Here is a 22,129-nt window from a genome sequence, read left to right as displayed (position 1 = left end):
GTCCACCGCGCCCCGGCCTCGGCGTCCCCGCCGCCGAAGCCCCGAGCCCGCCCCCGCCCCAACCCCCGTCCCGCCCGGCTCCCTCCGACGAGCACGGCCCCTGACTGTCGGTCCCCGACAGTAGGGTGGGGAACATGGCCGACCCCTCCAGCTACCGCCCCAAGCCGGGACAGATCCCCGACTCGCCCGGGGTCTACAAATTCCGCGACGAGCACCGCCGGGTGATCTACGTCGGGAAGGCGAAGTCCCTGCGCCAGCGGCTGGCCAACTACTTCCAGCCGCTGACGAGCCTGCACCCGCGCACGGCCACGATGGTCACCACGGCCGCCTCCGTGGAGTGGACCGTCGTCTCGACCGAGGTCGAGGCGCTGCAGCTGGAGTACTCCTGGATCAAGGAGTTCGACCCCCGGTTCAACGTCAAGTACCGGGACGACAAGAGCTATCCGTACCTCGCGGTGACCATGAACGAGGAGTTCCCCCGCGTCCAGGTCATGCGCGGCCACAAGAAGAAGGGCGTGCGCTACTTCGGTCCGTACGCGCACGCGTGGGCCATCCGCGAGACGGTCGACCTGATGCTCCGCGTCTTCCCCGTCCGCACCTGCTCCGCCGGTGTCTTCCGCAACGCCGCCTCCGCCGGACGCCCCTGCCTCCTCGGCTACATCGGCAAGTGCTCGGCGCCCTGTGTGGGCCGGGTCACGCCCGAGGAGCACCGGGAACTGGCCGAGGACTTCTCCGACTTCATGGCCGGCCGCACCGGCACGTACATCCGCCGCCTGGAGAAGCAGATGATGGCGGCGGCCGAGGAGATGGAGTACGAGAAGGCGGCCCGGCTCCGCGACGACATAGAGGCGCTGCGCCGCGCCATGGAGAAGAACGCGGTCGTCCTCGCCGACGCCACCGACGCCGACCTGATCGCGCTCGCCGAGGACGAGCTGGAGGCCGCCGTCCAGATCTTCCACGTCCGCGGCGGACGCGTGCGCGGCCAGCGCGGCTGGGTCACCGACAAGGTCGAGGCCGTGTCCACGGCCGGGCTCGTCGAGCACGCGCTCCAGCAGCTGTACGGCGAGGAGAGCGGCGACGCGGTCCCCAAGGAGGTGCTCGTCCCGACCCTCCCCGAGGATCTGGAGGCCGTCGCCCAGTGGCTCTCGGGCCGCCGCGGCTCGGGGGTCTCGCTGCGCGTCCCGCAGCGCGGCGACAAGAAGGACCTGATGGAGACGGTCGCGCGCAACGCTCAGCAGGCGCTGGTGCTGCACAAGACCAAGCGCGCCAGCGACCTGACCACCCGCTCCCGTGCCCTTGAGGAGATCGCCGAGGCCCTGGACCTGGACTCCGCGCCGCTGCGGATCGAGTGCTTCGACATCTCGCACCTCCAGGGCGAGGACGTCGTGGCCTCCATGGTCGTCTTCGAGGACGGGCTCCCGCGCAAGAGCGAGTACCGCCGCTTCCAGATCAAGGGCTTCGAGGGGCAGGACGACGTCCGCTCGATGCACGAGGTGATCAGCCGCCGCTTCCGCCGCTACCTCGCCGAGAAGGAGAAGACGGGGGAGTGGGGCCAGGAGGGCGTGCTCGTGGACGCCGAGGGCGACGCGGTCGACTCCGGGGGCGAGGCGGTGGGCGCCGGGAGGGGTGTGAACGGCAGCGGCCCGGCCGCCTCCGGTGAGGTGCCCGCGGACGACGGCCGCCCCAAGCGCTTCGCCTATCCGCCCCAGCTGGTGGTCGTCGACGGCGGGCAGCCCCAGGTCGCCGCCGCCCGCCGGGCCCTCGACGAGCTCGGCATCGACGACATCGCCGTCTGCGGCCTCGCCAAGCGCCTGGAGGAGGTCTGGCTGCCCGGCGACGACGACCCCGTCGTCCTGCCCCGCTCCAGTGAGGGTCTGTACCTCCTTCAGCGGGTACGTGACACGGCTCACGACTTCGCCATCCGCTACCAGCGCTCCAAGCGGAACAAGCGCATCAGGAACAGCCCCCTGGACGCGATCCCCGGCCTCGGGGACACCCGGAAACAGGCGCTCATCAAGCATTTCGGCTCGGTGAAGCGGCTCCGGCAGGCGACAATCGAGCAGATCTGCGAGGTCCCCGGCATGGGCCGCAAGACGGCCGAGGCCGTGGCGGTGGCCCTCGCGCAGGCGGCCCCGGCCGCACCCGCCGTGAACACGGCAACAGGAGAGATCATGGAAGACGACGGGGGCAGCACCGCATGACCGCGCACGACCGGCACGACGAGCACGACCAGCAGGAACAGCACCATCGAGAAGACGGAGCAGGACACGTGAGTACGGGCACGAAGGAGGCCGGCGAGACCGCCGACGCGGCGGCCATCCCCGAGCTGGTGATCATCTCCGGCATGTCCGGCGCCGGCCGGTCCACCGCGGCGAAGTGCCTGGAGGACCTCGGCTGGTTCGTCGTCGACAATCTGCCGCCCGCGCTGATCCCCACCATGGTGGAGCTCGGCGCCCGCTCCCAGGGCAACGTGGCCCGGATCGCGGTCGTCGTGGACGTCCGCGGCCGGCAGTTCTTCGACGCCCTGCGCGAGTCCCTCGCCGCCCTCGACGCCCAGCAGGTCACCCGGCGGATCGTCTTCCTGGAGTCCTCCGACGAGGCCCTCGTCCGGCGTTTCGAGTCGGTCCGCAGGCCCCACCCGCTCCAGGGCGACGGCCGCATCACCGACGGCATCGCCGCCGAGCGCGATCTGCTGCGTGAGCTGCGCGGCGACGCCGACCTGGTGATCGACACCTCCAGCCTCAACGTCCACGAGCTGCGCGCCAAGATGGACGCCCAGTTCGCCGGCGAGGAGGAGCCGGAGCTGCGGGCCACGGTCATGTCGTTCGGATTCAAGTACGGGCTGCCGGTCGACGCCGACCTCGTCGTCGACATGCGCTTCCTGCCCAACCCGCACTGGGTCCCCGAGCTGCGGCCGTTCACCGGACTCAACGAGGAGGTCTCGGCCTATGTCTTCAACCAGCCCGGGGCCAAGGAGTTCCTCGACCGCTACACCGAGCTGCTCCAGCTGATCGCCGCCGGCTACCGCCGCGAGGGCAAGCGGTACGTGACCATCGCCGTCGGCTGCACGGGCGGCAAGCACCGCTCCGTCGCCACGTCCGAGAAGCTCGCCGCACGCCTCGCGTCGGAAGGGGTCGAGACCGTCGTCGTCCACCGGGACATGGGGCGCGAGTGAAGCCGTACCGCCGGCGTACGTCCACGCTCTCGGTACGTACGCTCCGCAGGCGCGGCGCCCAGCCCAAGGTCGTCGCGCTGGGCGGCGGCATGGGCCTGTCGGCCTCCCTCGCCGCCCTGCGCCGGATCACCGGCGACCTCACCGCCGTCGTCACGGTCGCCGACGACGGCGGCTCCAGCGGCCGGCTCCGGGAGGAGCTGGGCGTGCTGCCCCCCGGCGACCTGCGCAAGGCGCTCGCCGCGCTCTGCGGGGACGACGACTGGGGCCAGACCTGGGCCCGGGTCATCCAGCACCGCTTCCAGTCCAAGGGCGACCTGCACGAGCACGCGGTCGGCAACCTGCTGATCGTCGCCCTGTGGGAGCAGCTCGGCGACCACGTCCTCGCCCTGGACCTGGTCGGCAAGCTCCTCGGCGCGCACGGCCGGGTGCTGCCGATGTCCGCCGTGCCACTGGAGCTCCAGGCCCTGGTCAAGGGGCACGATCCGGCGCGTCCGGAGGATGTCGACACCGTCCGTGGCCAGGCCACGGTGGCGCTCACGCCCGGGGAGGTGCAGTCCGTGCACCTCGTTCCGCACGACCCGCCCGCCGTGCCCGAGGCCGTGGCCGCGGTCAGGGACGCGGACTGGGTGGTCCTGGGCCCCGGCTCCTGGTTCTCCTCGGTGATCCCGCACCTGCTCGTGCCCGAGCTGCTCGACGCCCTGGTGGAGACCAAGGCCCGCCGGGTCCTCTCCCTCAACCTCGCACCGCAGCCCGGAGAAACCGAAGGGTTCTCACCGCAGCGTCATTTGGAGGTTTTGGGACGACACGCCCCTAAACTCGCCCTGGACGTGGTGCTGGCCGACGAGGCCGCCGTGCCCGACCGCGAGTCCCTCGCCGACGCCGCCAAGCGGCTCGGCGCCGCGGTCGAGCTGGCGCCGGTCGCCCGCGCCGACGGACTCCCGAAGCACGATCCGGAGCTGTTGGCCGCCGCGTACGACCGTATTTTTCGGATGCATGGAAGGATCGGCCCATGGCGATGACGGCAGCGGTGAAGGACGAGATCTCCCGGCTCCCCGTCACCCGGACCTGCTGCAGGAAGGCAGAGGTCTCGTCGATCCTGCGGTTCGCCGGCGGCCTGCACCTGGTGAGCGGGCGGATCGTGATCGAGGCGGAGCTGGACACCGCGATGGCGGCGCGGCGGCTCAAGCGGGACATCCTGGAGATCTTCGGGCACAGCTCGGAGCTGATCGTGATGGCCCCCGGCGGGCTGCGGCGCGGCTCCCGTTTCGTCGTACGGGTGGTGGCGGGCGGCGACCAGCTGGCGCGGCAGACCGGCCTGGTCGACGGCCGGGGCCGTCCGATCCGCGGGCTGCCCCCGCAGGTCGTCTCCGGTGCCACCTGCGACGCCGAGGCGGCCTGGCGCGGCGCCTTCCTGGCGCACGGCTCGCTGACCGAGCCGGGGCGCTCCTCCTCCCTGGAGGTGACCTGCCCCGGTCCGGAGGCCGCCCTCGCCCTCGTGGGCGCGGCGCGTCGGCTGTCCATCGCGGCGAAGGCCCGTGAGGTACGGGGCGTGGACCGGGTGGTCGTCCGGGACGGGGACGCCATCGGCGCCCTGCTGACCCGGCTCGGCGCGCACGAGTCGGTGCTGGCCTGGGAGGAGCGGCGGATGCGCCGCGAGGTCCGGGCGACCGCGAACCGGCTGGCCAACTTCGACGACGCCAACCTGCGCCGCTCGGCCCGCGCCGCGGTCGCCGCGGGCGCCCGGGTGCAGCGCGCCCTGGAGATCCTCGGCGAGGAGGTGCCCGAGCACCTCGCCGCCGCCGGCCGGCTGCGCATGGAGCACAAGCAGGCCTCCCTGGAGGAGCTGGGCGCGCTCGCCGACCCGCCGCTGACCAAGGACGCGGTGGCGGGCCGGATCCGCCGTCTGCTGGCCATGGCGGACAAGCGGGCCCAGGACCTGGGCATTCCGGGGACGGAGTCCAATCTGACCGAGGAGCTCGACGACAGCCTGGTCGGCTGAGGCCCTCATTGAAGCTCAACTCCGCGCTGCCGGTGCCTTTCTGAGGCACCGGCAGCGGGCGTTCGGCGTACCGTACGCCTCCTTGACACCCGCTGGGGCGCCCGTGAGCCTGGCGTCTGTTCACCTTCGTGGCAGACAACAGCAAGGGGGGCTCATGAGACGCAGAGCGAGATCGATCCTCGCCGCGGCTTCACTGCTGATCGCGGGACTGGCGATGGCACCCGTCGCCGGAGCGGAACCCCAGGACCCCGCCGGGGGCGCCGGCGACGACGCCCTCTCCGTATGGCATGCCAAGGTCAGCAAGGAGCAGGTGCCCCTGCTCCTCGAAGCGGGCACCGACGCCCATGAGCTGACGGAACAGGTGCCCGAGAAGGGCTCGGCCACCCTGGAGCTCTACCTGACCGACCGGCAGGCCGGGCAGCTGCGCGGCAAGGGTGTCGACATCGCCGAGCACACGCTGACCGCCCAGGCGGAGAAGCGGGTCGCAGGCGCCGGGGACGGCGTCTTCCGCCCGTACGGCGGAGCGAACGGGCTCAAGCAGGAGATCCTGGCCACCGCCCGGGCCCACCCCGGCCTCACCAAGGTCGTCTCCATCGGAAAGACGCTCAAGGGTCAGGACATCCTCGCCCTCAAGATCAGCAAGGGCGCCGAGAGGTCCAGGGACGGCTCCAAGCCCGCCACGCTGTACCTCTCCAACCAGCACGCCCGCGAGTGGATCACCCCCGAGATGACCCGGCGGCTGATGCACCACTTCCTCGACGGCTACGGCAGGGACGAGCGGATCACCCGGGTCGTCGACTCCACCGAGCTGTGGTTCGTGCTCTCCGCCAACCCGGACGGCTACGACTTCACCCACGCCGACCCCGACAACCGCCAGTGGCGCAAGAACCTCCGCGACAACAACGGCGACGGGCGGATCGAAGCGGGCGACGGCGTCGACCTCAACCGCAACTTCGCCTACAAGTGGGGCTACGACAACGAGGGCTCGTCGCCCGACCCGGCGGACGAGACCTTCCGCGGCGCCGGCCCGATGTCCGAGCCCGAGACCAAGGCGCTCGACGCCTTCCAGCGGCGCATCGGCTTCCAGTACGGCATCAACTACCACTCCGCCGCCCAGCTGCTGCTCTACGGCGTCGGCTGGCAGGTCGCCACCGACACCCCCGACGACGTGGCCCTCAAGGCGCTCGCCGGTACGCCGGAGAAGTCCGCCGTGCCCGGCTACCGCCCGCAGGTCTCCTCCGAGCTCTACACCACCAACGGCGAGGCCGACGGACACGCGGCCAACGTCAACGGGATGCAGATGTTCACCCCGGAGATGTCGACCTGCGCCACCGCCTCCCGAGTCGACCCGAACGACGCCTGGGAGCCCGCCGACTGCGCCTCCGTGTTCACCTTCCCCGACGACGAGAAGCTGATCCAGGCGGAGTTCGCCAAGAACATCCCCTTCGCGCTCGCCGTCGCCGAGAGCTCCGTCCGTCCGGACCGGCCCGTGTCCGTCACCGGCCTCGAAGCGCCCGACTTCACCCCGAACGCCTTCACCACCTCCTACGCCCGCGGCGGCGACCAGGAGGTCTCCGTCACCGCCCGCGCGTCCCTGCGCTCCAAGGAGCTCAGGTACCGCGTCAACGGCGGCCGGACCCACTCCGAGCGCCTGGAGGCCTGGGAGGGCGGCGAGACCTACGGCGGGGAGGACAACCTCTACTTCGACCAGTACCGGGCCGACGTCGAGGGCGCCGAACCGGGCGACACCGTCGAAGTCTGGTTCACCGCCCGCACCCGCGAGGGCAGGGCCACCTCCTCCGCCCCGTTCACCTACACCGTGGCCGAGCGGCCCCGCGGCGACGTCCTCGTCCTCGCGGAGGAGGGCGGCACGGCCGCCGCGCAGCACACCGCGGCCTATGTGCGGGCCCTTGCCGCCAACGGCCGCAAGGCCGCCGTCTGGGACGTCGCCACCCAGGGCGTCCCGCACCCGCTCGGCGTGCTGAGCCACTTCCGTACCGTCGTCTGGTACACCGGCGCCGAGCAGCCCTCAGGGCCCGTCACGCTGGCCGTGCGCGACTACCTCAACGAGGGCGGCAAGCTGGTCAACGCCGGCGAGAAGTCCGGCGGCCTCGTCGACATCGGCCGCGCCGACTCCAACGACTTCGCCCAGTACTTCCTCGGCGCCTACCACCGGGCCGGGCTGAAGAACCCGCCGGGCTTCGCGGGCTCGGGCGGTTTCACGGGCGCCTCGGCCGCCCTCGGGCCCGTCGCCGACAACCCGCTGGACAACGCCGGCGCGTACACCGTCACCTCCGACACGCTGAAGCCGGCCGATTTCCCGCACTTCGCCGACAGCGCCTCCGCCGGTGACTACCCGGGTGTCCGCACCCCCTTCGAGCCCTACGAGGGCTCCTACTTCGCCGCCGCGCGCCACTCCGACAACACCTGGAGCCGCCTCACCCGCACCGTCGACCTCACCGGCGTCGACGCCTCGGCGAAGCCCAGCCTGACCTTCCAGGTCAGCTACGACACCGAGCCCGGCTACGACAACCTCGTCGTCGAGGCCCACACCGTCGGCCAGGAGGACTGGACCACGCTGCCCGACACCAACGGCGGCACCTCCACCGCCGCCCCCGCCGACTGCGGCGAGGGCTACTACGTCCGCGGGCATCCCTTCCTCGGCCACTACCTGACCGTGGGCGAGGACGGCTGCGCCACCACCGGGACCACCGGCTCCTGGAACGCGTTCACGGGCCCGTCCAACGGCTGGCAGCAGGCCTCGATGGATCTGAGCGCCTACGCGGGCAAGAAGGTCGAGCTCTCGATCTCCTACGTCTCCGACCCGGGGACGGGCGAGACGGGTGCCTTCGTCGACGACACCAGGCTCGTCGTCGCCGGCACGGCGGCCGACGAGGAGGGCTTCGAGACCGCGCTGGGCGCCTGGTCCGTCCCCGGACCGCCGGCCGGCAGCCCCGGCAACGGCAGCGAGTGGGCCCGCGCCACGGGGCTCTTCCACTCCCAGGCCGCCGTCACCACACGTGACACCGTCCTCCTCGGTTTCGGCCTGGAACACGTACCGAGTGCGGCGCAGCGCACCGCACTGATCAGGAAGGCGCTCGGCGCGGTGCACGGCTGAGCGGCCACCCGCACCTTTGATCACAGTCCGTGATCGGGACGAAAGTCGCACCGTGGCCCGAACCCGTCGGTAGTAACGGGCCACGGTCCATTTATCGGTCTTACGGCTGCACACGATGTCACTCTGAGGCGACGGGAGAGGTAGGGTCGTAAGCGGTCGGGGACATCCCTAAAAGAAACTCGCCGGCGTCGAAACCGGCGTACCTAACGAGGAGATCGGTTCGTGACGATCCGCGTAGGCATCAACGGCTTTGGCCGCATCGGTCGCAACTACTTCCGCGCGCTCCTTGAGCAGGGTGCCGACATCGAGATCGTGGCTGTCAACGACCTGGGTGACACCGCGACCACTGCTCACCTGCTGAAGTACGACACGATCCTGGGACGCCTCAAGGCCGAGGTCACCCACACCGCCGACACCATCACCGTCGACGGCCACACCATCAAGGTGCTCTCCGAGCGCAACCCGGCCGACATCCCCTGGGGCGAGCTGGGCGTCGACATCGTCATCGAGTCGACCGGCATCTTCACCAAGAAGGCCGACGCCGAGAAGCACATCGCCGGTGGCGCGAAGAAGGTCCTCATCTCGGCTCCGGCCAAGGACGAGGACATCACCATCGTCATGGGCGTCAACCAGGACAAGTACGACGCGGCCAACCACCACGTCATCTCCAACGCCTCCTGCACCACCAACTGTGTGGCGCCGATGGCCAAGGTCCTCGACGAGAACTTCGGCATCGTCAAGGGCCTGATGACGACGGTCCACGCGTACACCAACGACCAGCGCATCCTGGACTTCCCGCACTCCGACCTGCGTCGCGCCCGCGCCGCCGCGGAGAACATCATCCCGACCACGACCGGTGCCGCCAAGGCCACCGCCCTGGTCCTCCCGCAGCTCAAGGGCAAGCTGGACGGCATCGCCATGCGCGTCCCGGTCCCGACCGGCTCGGCCACCGACCTGGTCGTGACGCTGCAGCGCGAGGTCACCAAGGACGAGGTCAACGCCGCGTTCAAGAAGGCCTCCGAGGACGGCGACCTCAAGGGCATCCTGTTCTACACCGAGGACCCGATCGTGTCCTCGGACATCGTCAGCGACCCGGCCTCCTGCACCTTCGACTCCTCCCTGACCATGGTCCAGGAGGGCAACTCGGTGAAGATCCTCGGCTGGTACGACAACGAGTGGGGTTACTCCAACCGCCTCGTCGACCTCACCGTCTTCGTCGGCGGCCAGCTCTGATCGCAGGCAGGCACCCCTTGATGTGAGCGCAGGGCTCGGACAGCGTAACGTCGCGCTGTACGAGCCCTGTCTCGTGTGCTCCACCGCGTTCCTAGGAGTCAGTAAGAGATGAAGACGATCGACGAGCTTCTCGCCGAAGGCGTCGCAGGCAAGCGGGTATTCGTCCGCGCCGACCTCAACGTGCCGCTGGAAAACGGCACCGGCATCGCCAGAATCACCGACGACGGCCGCATTCGCGCCGTCCTCCCGACGGTCAAGGCGCTCGCCGAGGCCGGCGCCCGCGTCGTGGTCGCCTCGCACCTGGGCCGCCCCAAGGGCGCCCCGGACCCGGCGTTCTCCCTCGCCCCGGCCGCCGCGCGCCTGGGCGAACTTCTCGGCGCCGACGTGGCCTTCGCGACCGACACGGTCGGCGATTCCGCCACCTCGACCGTCGCGGCCCTCGCCGACGGCCAGGTCGCCGTCCTGGAGAACCTCCGCTTCAACGCCGGCGAGACCTCCAAGGACGACGCCGAGCGCGGCGTGTTCGCGGACCGGCTCGCCGCCCTCGCCGACCTCTACGTCGGCGACGGCTTCGGCGCCGTGCACCGCAAGCACGCCTCCGTCTTCGACCTCCCGGCCCGGCTGCCGCACGCCGCCGGCTACCTGATCGCCACCGAGGTCGGCGTCCTGAAGAAGCTCACCTCCGACGTCAAGCGCCCCTATGTGGTCGTCCTGGGCGGCGCCAAGGTCTCCGACAAGCTCGCCGTGATCGACGAGCTCCTCGGCAAGGCCGACCGCCTCCTGATCGGCGGCGGCATGGCGTACACCTTCCTCCACGCCCAGGGCTACGAGGTCGGCATCTCCCTGCTCCAGAAGGACCAGGTGGAGGTCGTCAAGGAGTACATGAAGCGCGCCGAGGAGAACGGCGTCGAGCTGGTCCTCCCGGTCGACGTGCTGGTCTCCTCCGACTTCCCCGACCTGAAGACCAAGGCCCCGGCCGACTTCGACACCGTCGACGCGGACAAGATCCCGTCGACGAAGGAGGGCCTGGACATCGGCCCCCGGACGCGTGAGCTCTACGCCTCGAAGATCGCCGATGCCGAGACCGTGTTCTGGAACGGCCCCCTGGGCGTCTTCGAGCACCCCGACTACGCGGGCGGTACGACCGCCATCGCGCAGGCCCTCGTCGACAGCGACGCCTACACCGTCGTCGGCGGTGGCGACAGCGCCGCCGCGGTCCGGATCCTGGGCTTCGACGAGAACGCATTCGGCCACATTTCGACCGGCGGCGGCGCCAGCCTCGAATACCTCGAGGGCAAGACGCTCCCCGGCCTCGCCGCTCTGGAGGACTGAGAAAAAGTGAGTTCGCGTACCCCGCTGATGGCGGGCAACTGGAAGATGAACCTCAACCACCTCGAGGCCATCGCGCACGTCCAGAAGCTCGCCTTCGCGCTCGCCGACAAGGACTACGACGCCGTCGAGGTCGCGGTCCTGCCGCCCTTCACCGACCTGCGGTCCGTCCAGACCCTGGTCGACGGCGACAAGCTCAAGATCAAGTACGGCGCCCAGGACATCTCGGCGCACGACTCCGGTGCCTACACCGGTGAGATCTCGGGCGCCATGCTGGCCAAGCTGAAGTGTTCCTACGTCGCCGTCGGGCACTCCGAGCGCCGGCAGTACCACGCCGAGACGGACGAGATCTGCAACGCCAAGGTGAAGGCCGCGTACCAGCACGGCGTGACCCCGATCCTGTGCGTCGGCGAGGGCCTGGACGTCCGCAAGGCCGGTGAGCAGGTCTCCTACACCCTCGGCCAGCTCGACGGCGGCCTGAAGGACATCCCGGCCGAGCAGGCCGAGTCCATCGTGATCGCCTACGAGCCGGTGTGGGCCATCGGAACCGGTGAGGTCGCCACGCCCGAGGACGCGCAGGAGGTCTGCGGTGCGATCCGCGGCCGTCTCGCCGAGCTGTACTCCCAGGAGCTGGCCGACAAGGTCCGGATCCAGTACGGCGGCTCCGTGAAGGCCTCCAACGTGGCCGCGATCATGGCGCAGCCCGACGTCGACGGCGCCCTGGTGGGCGGCGCGGCGCTGGACGCGGACGAGTTCGTCAGGATCGTTCGGTTCCGCGACCAGTGATCCGGCGTGATCGGCCGATGCGGCGACCGGTGAGTATGCCGTAGCGACGATCCGTCGTACCCTTGCGGGGGCCGAGCAGGCGTGCAGCGCCTGTCGGCCCCCGTTGTTCGTCTCCATCCGGGAATTGCAGGAAGTAGGGTCCAGCCGTGGTTATGGGGTTCTCGATCGCCCTGATCGTCTTCAGCGCGCTGCTGATGCTGCTCGTGCTGATGCACAAGGGGAAGGGCGGCGGTCTCTCCGACATGTTCGGAGGCGGTATGCAGTCCTCCGTCGGTGGCTCCTCGGTCGCCGAGCGCAACCTGGACCGGATCACCGTCGTGATCGGTCTGCTGTGGTTCGCGTGCATTGTCGTACTCGCGCTTCTGGTGAAGTTGGACGTGTAACTCCAATCACTGGACGCGCGTTGGGCCTTACGTAGACTGGGGCATCTTCGAGCACCATCACGCAGGGAGTTACGACCGTGGCAAGTGGCAACGCGATCCGGGGAAGCCGGGTCGGAGCGGGGCCGATGGGGGAGGCCGAGCGGGGCGAGTCGGCACCGCGCCTCCGCATCTCCTTCTGGTGCTCGAACGGGCACGAGACGCAGCCGAGCTTCGCCAGTGACGCGCAGGTTCCGGACACGTGGGACTGCCCACGTTGCGGCTTCCCGGCAGGTCAGGACCGGGACAACCCGCCGGACCCGCCGCGCACCGAGCCGTACAAGACGCATCTCGCGTATGTGCGCGAGCGGCGCAGCGACGCGGACGGCGAGGCGATCCTCGCCGAGGCGCTCGCCAAGCTGCGAGGCGAAATCTGAGCGTGGTGTGAAGGTGTGACGAACGGGCCCTGCCCGCGAATTCGGTTCGCGGGCAGGGCCCGTTCGCGTGCGTTCCGCCGGCCGGCTCCGTGGCGTGCGCTGAGCCTTTTGCGCCCTTGTCCCATCAGATCAATTAGGTTGGAGTGGCAGCGGGGCAAGCAGGCAGGAAGAGAAGAAGTAGGCGATGTCCGAGATGAACGCAGAAGGCCGTACGAGGCTCAACCAGCTGCCCGAGTGGGCCGCCCTCGGCAAGCACCGCGAGCAGCTGGGCGAGACCCATCTGCGCGAGCTGTTCGCCGCCGATCCGAACCGTGGTACCGGATACGCCCTGCGGGTCGGCGACCTGTATCTGGACTACTCCAAGCACCTCGTGACCGACGAGACGCTGGCGCTCCTGCGCGAGCTGGCCGCCGCCACCGGCGTGGCCGAGCTGCGCGACGCCATGTTCCGCGGCGAGAGGATCAACACGACCGAGGACCGGGCGGTGCTGCACACCGCGCTGCGCGCCCCCCGCGAGGCCGTGATCGAGGTCGACGGCGAGAACGTCGTCCCGGCCGTCCACGCCGTCCTCGACAAGATGAGCGCGTTCGCCGACAAGGTCCGCGCGGGCGAGTGGACCGGCCACACCGGCCGGCCGATCAAGAACATCGTGAACATCGGCATCGGCGGCTCCGACCTCGGCCCCGCCATGGCCTACGAGGTCCTGCGGTCCTACACCCGGCGGGACCTGACATTCCGTTTCGTCTCGAACGTCGACGGCGCCGACCTCCACGAGGCCGTCCACGACCTCGACCCGGCCGAGACCCTCTTCATCGTCGCCTCGAAGACCTTCACCACCATCGAGACGATCACCAACGCCACCTCCGCCCGCAACTGGCTCCTCACCGGCCTGAGGGCCGGTCAGGGGGCCGTCGCCAAGCACTTCGTGGCCCTGTCGACCAATGCCGAGAAGGTCGAGGATTTCGGCATCGACACGGCCAACATGTTCGAGTTCTGGGACTGGGTCGGCGGGCGCTACTCCTACGACTCCGCCATCGGCCTCTCCCTGATGATCGCCATCGGCCCGGACCGCTTCCGCGAGATGCTCGACGGCTTCCACCTCGTCGACGAGCACTTCCGCACCGCCCCCGCCGAGGAGAACGCCCCGCTGCTCCTCGGCCTCCTCGGCGTCTGGTACGGCGCCTTCTTCGACGCCCAGTCGCACGCCGTCCTGCCGTACTCCCACTATCTGTCGAAGTTCACCGCCTACCTCCAGCAGCTCGACATGGAGTCCAACGGCAAGTCCGTCGACCGTGACGGCAAGCCGGTCGACTGGCAGACCGGACCGGTCGTCTGGGGTACGCCGGGCACCAACGGGCAGCACGCGTACTACCAGTTGATCCACCAGGGCACCAAGGTCATCCCGGCCGACTTCATCGGCTTCGCCGAGCCCGTCGCCGACCTGCTGCCCGGCCTGGTCGCCCAGCACGACCTGCTGATGGCCAACTTCTTCGCCCAGACCCAGGCGCTGGCCTTCGGCAAGACCCCCGACGAGGTACGGGCCGAGGGGGTGCCCGAGGAGCTGGTCCCGCACAAGACCTTCCGGGGCAACCACCCGACGACCACGATCCTCGCCAAGGAGCTCACCCCCTCCGTCCTGGGCCAGCTCGTCGCGCTCTACGAGCACAAGGTGTTCGTCCAGGGCGCGATCTGGAACATCGACTCCTTCGACCAGTGGGGGGTCGAGCTCGGCAAGGTCCTCGCCAAGAGGATCGAGCCGGTGCTGACGGAGGGCGAAGGCGGTGAGCAGCTCGACGGCTCGACCGCCGCCCTGGTCGCCGCCTACCGCTCGCTGCGCGGAAGGTAGGACCCATGACGGGGGAGAACGCGGTACGGGACGAGGTCGGGCTGCGGCCACCGAGGAACGCCGTGGACGTGCGGGCCGTCACCTGGTGGCGGAGTCAACTGCTGCTCACGGCGGCCCTGCCCGTGGTGGTGCTCGGCGTGCTCGGCGCCCTCGTCACGCCCGCCCGGTTCTGGCTGCTGCTCGCCGCCGGAGCCGTGGCGGTCGCGGGACTCGCCTGTACCGCGTTCTTCCCCGCCTGGTGGTTCCGGGTCCACCGATGGGAGGTCACCGAGGACGCCGTCTTCATCCGTACGGGTGCCTTCTGGCAGGAGTGGCGGATCGCCCCGATGTCCCGGATCCAGACCGTGGACACCGTACGCGGTCCGTTGGAGCAGCTCTTCCGGCTCTCCACCGTCACCGTGACCACCGCGTCCTCCAAGGGCGCCCTCCGGATCGAGGGTCTGGACCACGAGCTCGCCGCGGAGCTCGCCGAGCGGCTGACCCGGATCACCCAGGACACTCCCGGGGACGCGACATGACGCCGGCGCCGACGCAGGCGCCGACGCCGGTCCCCACGCCGACCGAGGAGTGGCGGCGCCTGGACCGCCGTACGGTCCTGGTCACCGTCGCCGTCCTCACGGGCGTCGCAGGCGGCGCCGGGCTGCCCACCGCACTCGGCCTGGCCGGCGCCATGCCGCTGTGGCGGGCCGTCGGCTGGGTGCTGGCCGGCACCGCCCTCCTCGTCGCGGGCGGCTCGGCCGCCGACTACGTCCGCTGGCGCCGCACCCGCTACCGCATCGGCGCCGAACGCGCCGAACTCCACACCGGCCTCCTGCTGGTCAAACGCCGGTCCCTGGCCCGCGAACGCATCCGCAGCGTCGACCTGACGGCCCATCCGCTGCTGCGCGTCCTCGGCCTGGTCAAGGTCCGCATCGGCACCGGCGAGAACGGCGGCGGCGAATCCACCCTGGAACTCGATCCCGTCACCAAGGCCGAGGGCGAACGGCTCCGCCGTGAACTCCTCGACCGCCCGGCCCCCGCCGCCCCCGACACCCGTCACGATGGCACCCTCGCCGCCCTCGACCCGCGCTGGATCCGCTACGCCCCGGTCTCTTTCGTCGCCCCGCTCCTCGGCGGCGCGGCGGCCGGGGCCGTGATGCAGGTCAGCGAGTGGTTCGGGGCGCAGGGCGAGGTCATCGCATGGATAGGGGACCGCTTCCAGGACACCTCGATCCTCTGGATGATCGTCGTTCTCGTCCTGCTCGCGACCCTCGCCGGCACCGTCGGCGCGCTCGGCCTCTGGGTCGAGATGTGGTGGAACCACCGTCTGGAGCGCGAGCCCGGCGGCACCCTGCGGGTCCGCCGCGGACTGTTCACCGCCCGCTCGATCTCCATCGAGGAGCGGCGGCTGCGCGGCGTCGAACTGGTCGAACCGCTGGGCGTACGGATGTGCGGGGCGGCCCGTGTCGACGCCGTCGCCACCGGACTGGTGCACGACGACGAGGACAAGCACGCCGACCACAAGACCCTGCTGCCGCCCGCCCCCCGCGCCGTCGCCGAGCGGGTCGCCGCCCAGGTGCTGCGCGAGCCCGAGGCCCCCACCGGAGCCCCGCTCACCGCCCACCCCCGCGCCGCCCGCACCAGGCGGCTGCGCTGGGCCCTGGGGAGCGTCCTCGTCCCGCTCGTGGTCCTCGCCGCCCTGGGAGCCGTCCTCACCCCCGTACTGCTCCCCATCGCGGCGGGCTGCGCCCTCGTGCTGACACCGCTCGCCGTGCTGCTCGCCCTCGACGCGTACCGCAGCCTGGGCCACGGCATCACAGGGGAGTACCTCGTGACCCGCTCCGGCACCGTCCGCCGGACCACCGTCGCCCTCCAGCGGAGCGGTGTCATCGGCTGGACCGTCAAACAGTCCTCTTTCCAGCGCCGGGCCGGTGTGCTCACCTTGACCGCGACGACGGCGGCGGGGGAGGGTGCTTACGACGTCCATGACGCGGGGGTGAGCGAAGGCCTCGGCTTCGCCGCCGATGCGGTCCCCGGTCTGCTGGCGCCCTTCCTCAGCGGACTCCTGTGTGAGAGGCCCGAAGGCTGACCCGTAATATGTGCCGCTGAACTCGGAGCTTGATCGCGGCGTGCCGCGCGCTCCCGCCGGTCCATTGTCGAACGGAGTCGTTTCTTGCGCACGCTGATACGCGAGGCAACCCTGCCTGCGGCCCCCGCCCCCGTGGCGGACGGACGAGCGGGAGGCCGGCTTCCCTCGTTGACGGGCATGCGCTGGGCGGCTGCGTTCCTGGTCTTCGCGTTCCACACGTACAAGTTCGGCTACTACGGCTCCGAGGACGAGAAGCTGGTGGCCTGGGCCACCCGGTCGGGCAGCGTCGGGGTCATGTTCTTCTTCGTCCTCTCCGGCTTCGTGCTGGCGTGGTCGGCGCGTTCGGGAGACCGGGCCCTGTCCTTCTTCCGCCGCCGAATGGCCCGGATCTACCCGATCCACCTGGTCACCGGCGCCGTCGCGCTCGTACTCGTCTTCACCGTGCTCCCCTGGCTGAGGGACGGCGAGCGGGAGGGCTTCACGGCGATAGCGGCCAACCTCCTGCTGGTGAGCTCCTGGAAGTTCGAGTGGTGGCAGACGGGCAACCCGGTCAGCTGGTCACTCGTCTGCGAGGCGTTCTTCTACGCCTGCTTCCCGCTGCTCTACATGGTGATGCGCCGCATGGGGGCGCGGGCCCTGGCCGCCGTGGCGGTCCTCTGCGTCGCCGCCGTGGTCGTCCAGCCGGACGTCTACAAGGCGCTGCACGTCGACGTGTTCCTCTACAGCTTCCCCCTCGCGCGACTCCCCGAATTCATTCTCGGTATCGCCGTGGCCCGGCTCGTCCAGCTCGACAGGTGGCGCGGCCCCGGTCTCGAAGGCGCCATGGCCCTCACGCTGATCGGCTACTTCGTGGCCCCGCTCGTGCCCTCCGGGCTCTCCTGGACCCCGCTGATCGGGCTCACCTGCCTGATCGCGGCGGGCGCCGTCGCCGATGTGAAGGGCGAGCCGTCGATGTGGCGCCGGCCGGTGATGGTGAAGCTGGGCGAGTGGTCGTTCGCCTTCTACATGGTGCACCTGCTGGTGATGCACACGCTGAGGATCTGGGTGGGGGAGAAGCCGAGGTTCGACACGATCGCGGCGTTCGGGCTCGCCGGTGTGGCCTTCGTCATCTCCCTCGTGCTGTCGGCTCTCCTCTACCGGCTGGTGGAGGAGCCCGGCAGGCGACTGCTCCTGGGCAAGACGCGTCTCTTGAGCCGCAGGAGCTGACGGACGGCGCACCCTGGAGCCGACGGCACGGACGACGGCACGGACGACGGAGGCCCGGTTCACCTCGCGGTGAACCGGGCCTCCGTGCGTGCGGATCAGGCCGAAGCGGGCGGGTAAAGACCGCGCGGAAGCTCCGAGGCCGCCGCGGCGTCCAGCAGCCAGAGCGTGCGGGAGCGGCCGTAGGCGCCCGCCGCCGGGGCCTGGAACTCGCCGGCGCCCGACAGCGCGATCGCCGCCGCCTTCGCCTTGTCCTCGCCCGCCGCCAGCAGCCAGACTTCACGGGCCGCCCGGATCGCCGGAAGCGTCAGCGAGACACGGGTCGGCGGCGGCTTGGGCGCGCCGTGCACCCCCACCACCGTCCGCTCGGTCTCGCGGACCGCCGGAAGCTCCGGGAAGAGCGAGGCCACATGGGTGTCGGGTCCGACCCCCAGCATCAGGACGTCGAAGGACGGAACCGAGCCGTGGTCCTCCGGCCCCGCGGCGGCGGCCAGTTCGGCGGCGTAGGCCGCGGCGGCCGCGTCCACGTCCTTCCCGTACGGGCCGTCCGACGCCGGCATCGCGTGCACCCGGGCCGGGTCCAGCGGCACGCTGTCGAGCAGCGCCTCGCGGGCCTGGGTGACATTGCGCTCCGGATCGCCCTCGGGCAGGAACCGCTCGTCGCCCCACCACAGATCGAGCCGCGACCAGTCGATCGCGTCCCGCGCGGGGGCCGAACCGAGCGCCGCGAGGAGCCCGTTGCCGTTGCGACCGCCGGTCAGGACCACGGACGCCGATCCGCGTGCGGCCTGGGCGTCCACGATCCGGGTGATCAGCCGGGCCGCGGCGGCCTGCGCCATCAGCTCCTTGTCGCGGTGGACCACCAGCTGCGGAGCGCTCACTTGGCCGCCGCCTTCTTGGCCGCGGGCTTCTTCGCCGACGAGGGAGCGGGGTCGGCGGCGGGAGCGGCCGGGGCCGGGACCACCTCGACCGGGTCGGGAGCCGTCACCGCGGCCTCCTCGTCCAGCCGGTCGAGCCCGTACCGCAGCGCCGAGGCGTAGGTGTCGTCCGGGTCGAGCCGCCGCAGCTCCTCAGCGATCAGCTCGGACGTCTCGCGGCGCTTGAGCGCCACGGCACGGTCCGGCTGCCCCTGGATGGAGAGCGTCGCCAGCGATCCGTCCGGCCGGTCGAGCACGATCGGCCCGCAGGTGGACTCCATCCGTACGGAAGTGAGCCCCGGGCCCGTCGACTTGGAGCGCCGAACCGGCACCTTCAGCCGGTCCGCCAGCCACATGGCGAGCAGTTCGACGCTGGGGTTGAACTCCTCGCCCTCCACCTCGGCCGAGGTGACGTCGCACACGACCTGGTCGAGCGCGGCGGCCAGCATCGAACGCCACGGGGTGATCCGGCTCCACGCCAGATCGGTGTCGCCCGGGGTGTACGTCTGCGCGCGGCCGGTCAGCTCGTGGATCGGCTGCTCGGCGGCGTAGGTGTCGGTGACCCGGCGCTGGGCGAGCGCGCCCAGCGGGTCCTTCGCCGGGTCGGCCGGGGAGTTGACCGGCCACCAGACGACGACGGGCGCGTCGGGAAGGAGCAGCGGAAGGACCACCGACTGGGCGTGCTCGGCGACCTCGCCGTACAGCCGGAGGACAACCGTTTCGCCGGTACTGGCGTCGGCGCCGAGGCGGACCTCGGCGTCGAGCCGTGCCTTCGCCCGGTCACGCGGCGAGCGCGCGGCCCGCTTGATGACCACCAGCGTCCGCGAGGGGTGCTCGCGGGACGCGTCGTTGGCCGCCTTGAGCGCGTCGTAGGCGTTCTCCTCGTCGGTGACGATGACGAGGGTGAGCACCATGCCGACGGCCGGCGTGCCGATGGCCCGCCGCCCGAGCACCAGCGCCTTGTTGATCTTGCTGGACGTGGTGTCCGTCAGGTCGGTCTTCATGGCCGGCGCCAGCTCCGTCCGTCTCGTGCGAGCATTTCGTCCGCCTCGACCGGCCCCCACGTACCCGCCTGGTACTGCGCGGGCTTGCCGTGCTTGTCCCAGTACTGCTCGATCGGGTCGAGGATCTTCCAGGACAGCTCGACCTCCTCGACCCGCGGGAAGAGGTTCGAGTCGCCGAGCAGCACATCGAGGATGAGCCGCTCGTACGCCTCGGGGCTGGACTCCGTGAAGGACTCGCCGTAGGCGAAGTCCATCGACACGTCCCGGACCTCCATGGAGGTGCCCGGCACCTTGGAGCCGAACCGCATCGTCACGCCCTCGTCCGGCTGCACCCGGATGACCAGGGCGTTCTGGCCCAGCTCCTCCGTCGCCGTCTTGTCGAACGGGGAGTGCGGCGCGCGCTGGAAGACGACCGCGATCTCGGTGACGCGGCGGCCGAGCCGCTTGCCGGTACGGAGATAGAAGGGGACGCCCGCCCAGCGGCGGTTGTCGATCTCCAGCTTGATGGCCGCGTAGGTGTCGGTCTTCGACTTGGGGTCGATCCCGTCCTCCTGCAGATAGCCGACGGCCTTCGCGCCGCCCTGCCACCCGGGGGCGTACTGGCCGCGCACGGTCGAAGCGCCCAGGTCCTTCGGCAGCTTCACCGCGCCGAGCACCTTGGTCTTCTCGGCCGCGAGCGCGTCCGCGTCGAAGGAGGCGGGCTCCTCCATCGCGGTCAGCGCGAGCAGCTGGAGGAGGTGGTTCTGGATGACGTCACGGGCGGCGCCGATGCCGTCGTAGTAGCCGGCGCGACCGCCGATGCCGATGTCCTCGGCCATGGTGATCTGGACGTGGTCGACGTACGACCGGTTCCAGATCGGCTCGAAGAGGGTGTTGGCGAAACGGAGCGCCAGGATGTTCTGGACGGTCTCCTTGCCGAGGTAGTGGTCGATCCGGAAGACCTCGTTGGGCGGGAAGACCTCGTGGACGACCTCGTTGAGCTCCTTGGCGGAGACCAGGTCGTGGCCGAAGGGCTTCTCGATGACCGCGCGGCGCCAGGAGCCGTTCTTCTGGTCGGCCAGGCCGTGCTTCTTCAGCTGCTGGACGACCTGGGGGAAGAACTTCGGCGGCACGGACAGGTAGAAGGCGAAGTTGCCTCCGGTGCCCTGCGCCTTGTCCAGCTCCTCGACGGTGGCCTTCAGCTGCTCGAAGGCGTCGTCGTCGTCGAAGTCGCCCTGGACGAAGCGCATCCCCTGGATGAGCTGCTGCCACACCTCCTCGCGGAACGGCGTACGGGCGTGCTGCTTGACGGCCTCGTAGACCTCCTGCGCGAAGTCCTCGTCCTGCCACTCGCGGCGGGCGAAGCCGATGAGCGAGAAGCCCGGCGGCAGCAGGCCGCGGTTGGCCAGGTCGTAGACGGCAGGCATCAGCTTCTTACGGGACAAATCGCCCGTGACGCCGAAGATCACCAGACCCGACGGCCCCGCGATACGCGGGAGCCGTCGGTCTGCGGCGTCACGGAGCGGGTTGGCTCCGTGGACTGCGCTCAAGGTGGTTACGCCTCCGAAGGTGCGAGGCGCTCAAGCTCCGCCTCGGTCGACTTGAGCAGGTCGTTCCAGGACGCCTCGAACTTCTCGACGCCCTCGTCCTCGAGCAGCTGCACCACGTCGTCGTACGAGATGCCGAGCTTCTCGACGGCGTCCAGTTCGGCGCGGGACTGCTCGTAGGTGCCGCGCACGGTGTCACCGGTGACCTCGCCGTGGTCGGCGGTGGCCTCCAGGGTCGCCTCGGGCATGGTGTTGACGGTGCCGGGCGCGACCAGGTCCACCACGTACAGGGTGTCCTTGTACGCCGGGTCCTTCACGCCGGTCGAGGCCCACAGCGGACGCTGCTTGTTGCCCTGCGCCTTGTCCAGCGCGGCCCAGCGCTCCGAGGAGAAGACCTCTTCGTACGCCTCGTAGGCCAGGCGGGCGTTGGCCAGCGCGGCCTTGCCCTTCAGCGCCTTGGCCTCGTCCGTGCCGATCGAGTCCAGACGCTTGTCGATCTCCGAGTCCACGCGGGAGACGAAGAAGGACGCCACGGAGTAGATCTTGGACAGGTCCAGGCCGCGCTCCTTGGCCTTCTCCAGACCGGCCAGGTAGGCGTCCATGACCTTGCGGTAGCGCTCCAGCGAGAAGATCAGCGTCACGTTGACGCTGATGCCGAGGCCGATGACCTCGGTGATCGCCGGAAGACCCGCCTCGGTGGCCGGGATCTTGATGAGCGTGTTGGGGCGGTCCACCAGCCAGGCGAGCTGCTTGGCCTCGGCGATCGTGGCGTCCGTACGGTGGGCGAGCCGCGGGTCGACCTCGATGGAGACCCGGCCGTCCTGGCCGTCGGTCGCGTCGAAGACCGGGCGCAGGATGTCGGCGGCGTCGCGGACGTCCGCCGTCGTGATCATGCGGATGGCCTCTTCGACGGTCACCTTGCGGGCGGCGAGGTCGGCCAGCTGCTGGTCGTAGCCGTGGCCTTCCGAGATGGCCTTCTGGAAGATGGACGGGTTGGTGGTGACACCGACCACGTGCTGCTGGTCGATCAGCTCGGCCAGGTTTCCGGACGTGATCCGCTGACGCGAAAGATCGTCCAGCCAGATCGCGACGCCTTCGTCGGAGAGGCGCTTGAGAGCGTCTGTCATGA

The 22,129-nt window shown here is 70.5% G+C and carries 18 protein-coding genes; 14 read left to right on the top strand and 4 right to left on the bottom strand.

Annotated elements, in window-relative coordinates; translation table 11 throughout:
• Positions 1-134: 134 nt before the first annotated feature.
• From uvrC to J7E93_RS20240, 14 genes are all read left to right on the top strand, one after another.
• Entirely contained in the window at positions 135-2,201 is a 2,067-nt protein-coding gene (gene uvrC / locus J7E93_RS20305; protein ID WP_215071330.1) for an excinuclease ABC subunit UvrC, read from the top strand.
• Complete coding sequence (gene rapZ / locus J7E93_RS20300; protein ID WP_215071329.1) at positions 2,198-3,175, top strand: RNase adapter RapZ; 978 nt, start codon at positions 2,198-2,200, stop codon at positions 3,173-3,175. The genes uvrC and rapZ overlap by 4 nt, the downstream gene beginning before the upstream one ends.
• Positions 3,172-4,194: a uridine diphosphate-N-acetylglucosamine-binding protein YvcK gene (gene yvcK / locus J7E93_RS20295; RefSeq protein WP_215071328.1), complete on the top strand. Its 1,023-nt coding sequence runs from the start codon at positions 3,172-3,174 to the stop codon at positions 4,192-4,194. Before rapZ ends, yvcK begins: the two co-directional genes overlap by 4 nt.
• Positions 4,185-5,174 carry a DNA-binding protein WhiA gene (gene whiA, locus J7E93_RS20290; protein WP_030205188.1) on the top strand — a complete coding sequence of 330 codons (990 nt, stop codon included), beginning with the start codon at positions 4,185-4,187 and terminating at the stop codon, positions 5,172-5,174. The genes yvcK and whiA overlap by 10 nt, the downstream gene beginning before the upstream one ends.
• A gap of 154 nt (positions 5,175-5,328) precedes the next feature.
• Complete coding sequence (locus tag J7E93_RS20285) at positions 5,329-8,292, top strand: M14 family metallopeptidase (RefSeq protein WP_215071327.1); 2,964 nt, start codon at positions 5,329-5,331, stop codon at positions 8,290-8,292.
• Positions 8,293-8,514: 222 nt separating this feature from the next.
• Entirely contained in the window at positions 8,515-9,525 is a 1,011-nt protein-coding gene (gene gap / locus J7E93_RS20280) for a type I glyceraldehyde-3-phosphate dehydrogenase (RefSeq protein WP_215071326.1), read from the top strand.
• A gap of 108 nt (positions 9,526-9,633) precedes the next feature.
• Positions 9,634-10,857, top strand: coding sequence for a phosphoglycerate kinase (pgk, locus tag J7E93_RS20275; RefSeq protein WP_215071325.1), 1,224 nt, complete (start codon positions 9,634-9,636; stop codon positions 10,855-10,857).
• 6 nt (positions 10,858-10,863) lie between these two features.
• Positions 10,864-11,640 carry a triose-phosphate isomerase gene (gene tpiA, locus J7E93_RS20270; protein WP_215071324.1) on the top strand — a complete coding sequence of 259 codons (777 nt, stop codon included), beginning with the start codon at positions 10,864-10,866 and terminating at the stop codon, positions 11,638-11,640.
• Positions 11,641-11,792: 152 nt separating this feature from the next.
• Entirely contained in the window at positions 11,793-12,023 is a 231-nt protein-coding gene (gene secG, locus J7E93_RS20265) for a preprotein translocase subunit SecG (protein ID WP_215071335.1), read from the top strand.
• A 77-nt stretch (positions 12,024-12,100) separates the two neighbouring features.
• The gene (locus tag J7E93_RS20260; protein ID WP_003957010.1) at positions 12,101-12,436 is read left to right on the top strand and encodes an RNA polymerase-binding protein RbpA; all 336 of its coding nucleotides are present in this window, start codon (positions 12,101-12,103) and stop codon (positions 12,434-12,436) included.
• Positions 12,437-12,629: 193 nt separating this feature from the next.
• Positions 12,630-14,282: a glucose-6-phosphate isomerase gene (gene pgi / locus J7E93_RS20255; RefSeq protein ID WP_215071334.1), complete on the top strand. Its 1,653-nt coding sequence runs from the start codon at positions 12,630-12,632 to the stop codon at positions 14,280-14,282.
• 5 nt (positions 14,283-14,287) lie between these two features.
• Positions 14,288-14,800, top strand: a complete 513-nt coding sequence (locus J7E93_RS20250) for a PH domain-containing protein (RefSeq protein ID WP_215071323.1) — start codon at positions 14,288-14,290, stop codon at positions 14,798-14,800.
• Entirely contained in the window at positions 14,797-16,350 is a 1,554-nt protein-coding gene (locus J7E93_RS20245; RefSeq protein WP_215071322.1) for a PH domain-containing protein, read from the top strand. The genes J7E93_RS20250 and J7E93_RS20245 overlap by 4 nt, the downstream gene beginning before the upstream one ends.
• Before the next feature lie 177 nt (positions 16,351-16,527).
• On the top strand, positions 16,528-17,556 hold the full coding sequence (locus J7E93_RS20240; protein WP_251066815.1) for an acyltransferase: 1,029 nt from the start codon (positions 16,528-16,530) through the stop codon (positions 17,554-17,556).
• A 95-nt stretch (positions 17,557-17,651) separates the two neighbouring features.
• Here J7E93_RS20240 and pgl read toward each other — a convergent pair whose 3' ends face one another.
• Genes pgl through tal form a run of 4 tightly spaced genes read right to left on the bottom strand, consistent with a single transcriptional unit; the run spans position 17,652 to position 22,127 of the window.
• Positions 17,652-18,434 (bottom strand): 6-phosphogluconolactonase, encoded by a 783-nt coding sequence (gene pgl / locus J7E93_RS20235; protein WP_215071320.1) that lies wholly within the window; start codon positions 18,432-18,434, stop codon positions 17,652-17,654.
• Positions 18,431-19,474, bottom strand: coding sequence for a glucose-6-phosphate dehydrogenase assembly protein OpcA (opcA, locus tag J7E93_RS20230; protein ID WP_215071319.1), 1,044 nt, complete (start codon positions 19,472-19,474; stop codon positions 18,431-18,433). Before opcA ends, pgl begins: the two co-directional genes overlap by 4 nt.
• Positions 19,471-21,003 (bottom strand): glucose-6-phosphate dehydrogenase, encoded by a 1,533-nt coding sequence (gene zwf, locus J7E93_RS20225; protein ID WP_215071318.1) that lies wholly within the window; start codon positions 21,001-21,003, stop codon positions 19,471-19,473. The genes opcA and zwf overlap by 4 nt, the downstream gene beginning before the upstream one ends.
• A gap of 5 nt (positions 21,004-21,008) precedes the next feature.
• The gene (gene tal / locus J7E93_RS20220; protein ID WP_215071317.1) at positions 21,009-22,127 is read right to left on the bottom strand and encodes a transaldolase; all 1,119 of its coding nucleotides are present in this window, start codon (positions 22,125-22,127) and stop codon (positions 21,009-21,011) included.
• Between the last annotated feature and the right edge of the window lie 2 nt (positions 22,128-22,129).

It is taken from the genome of Streptomyces sp. ISL-36 (assembly GCF_018614205.1).
In the GTDB taxonomy this organism is placed as follows: domain Bacteria; phylum Actinomycetota; class Actinomycetes; order Streptomycetales; family Streptomycetaceae; genus Streptomyces.
Note: the sequence above shows the minus strand (reverse complement) of the source record. Positions and strands in the feature narration are given on the sequence as shown.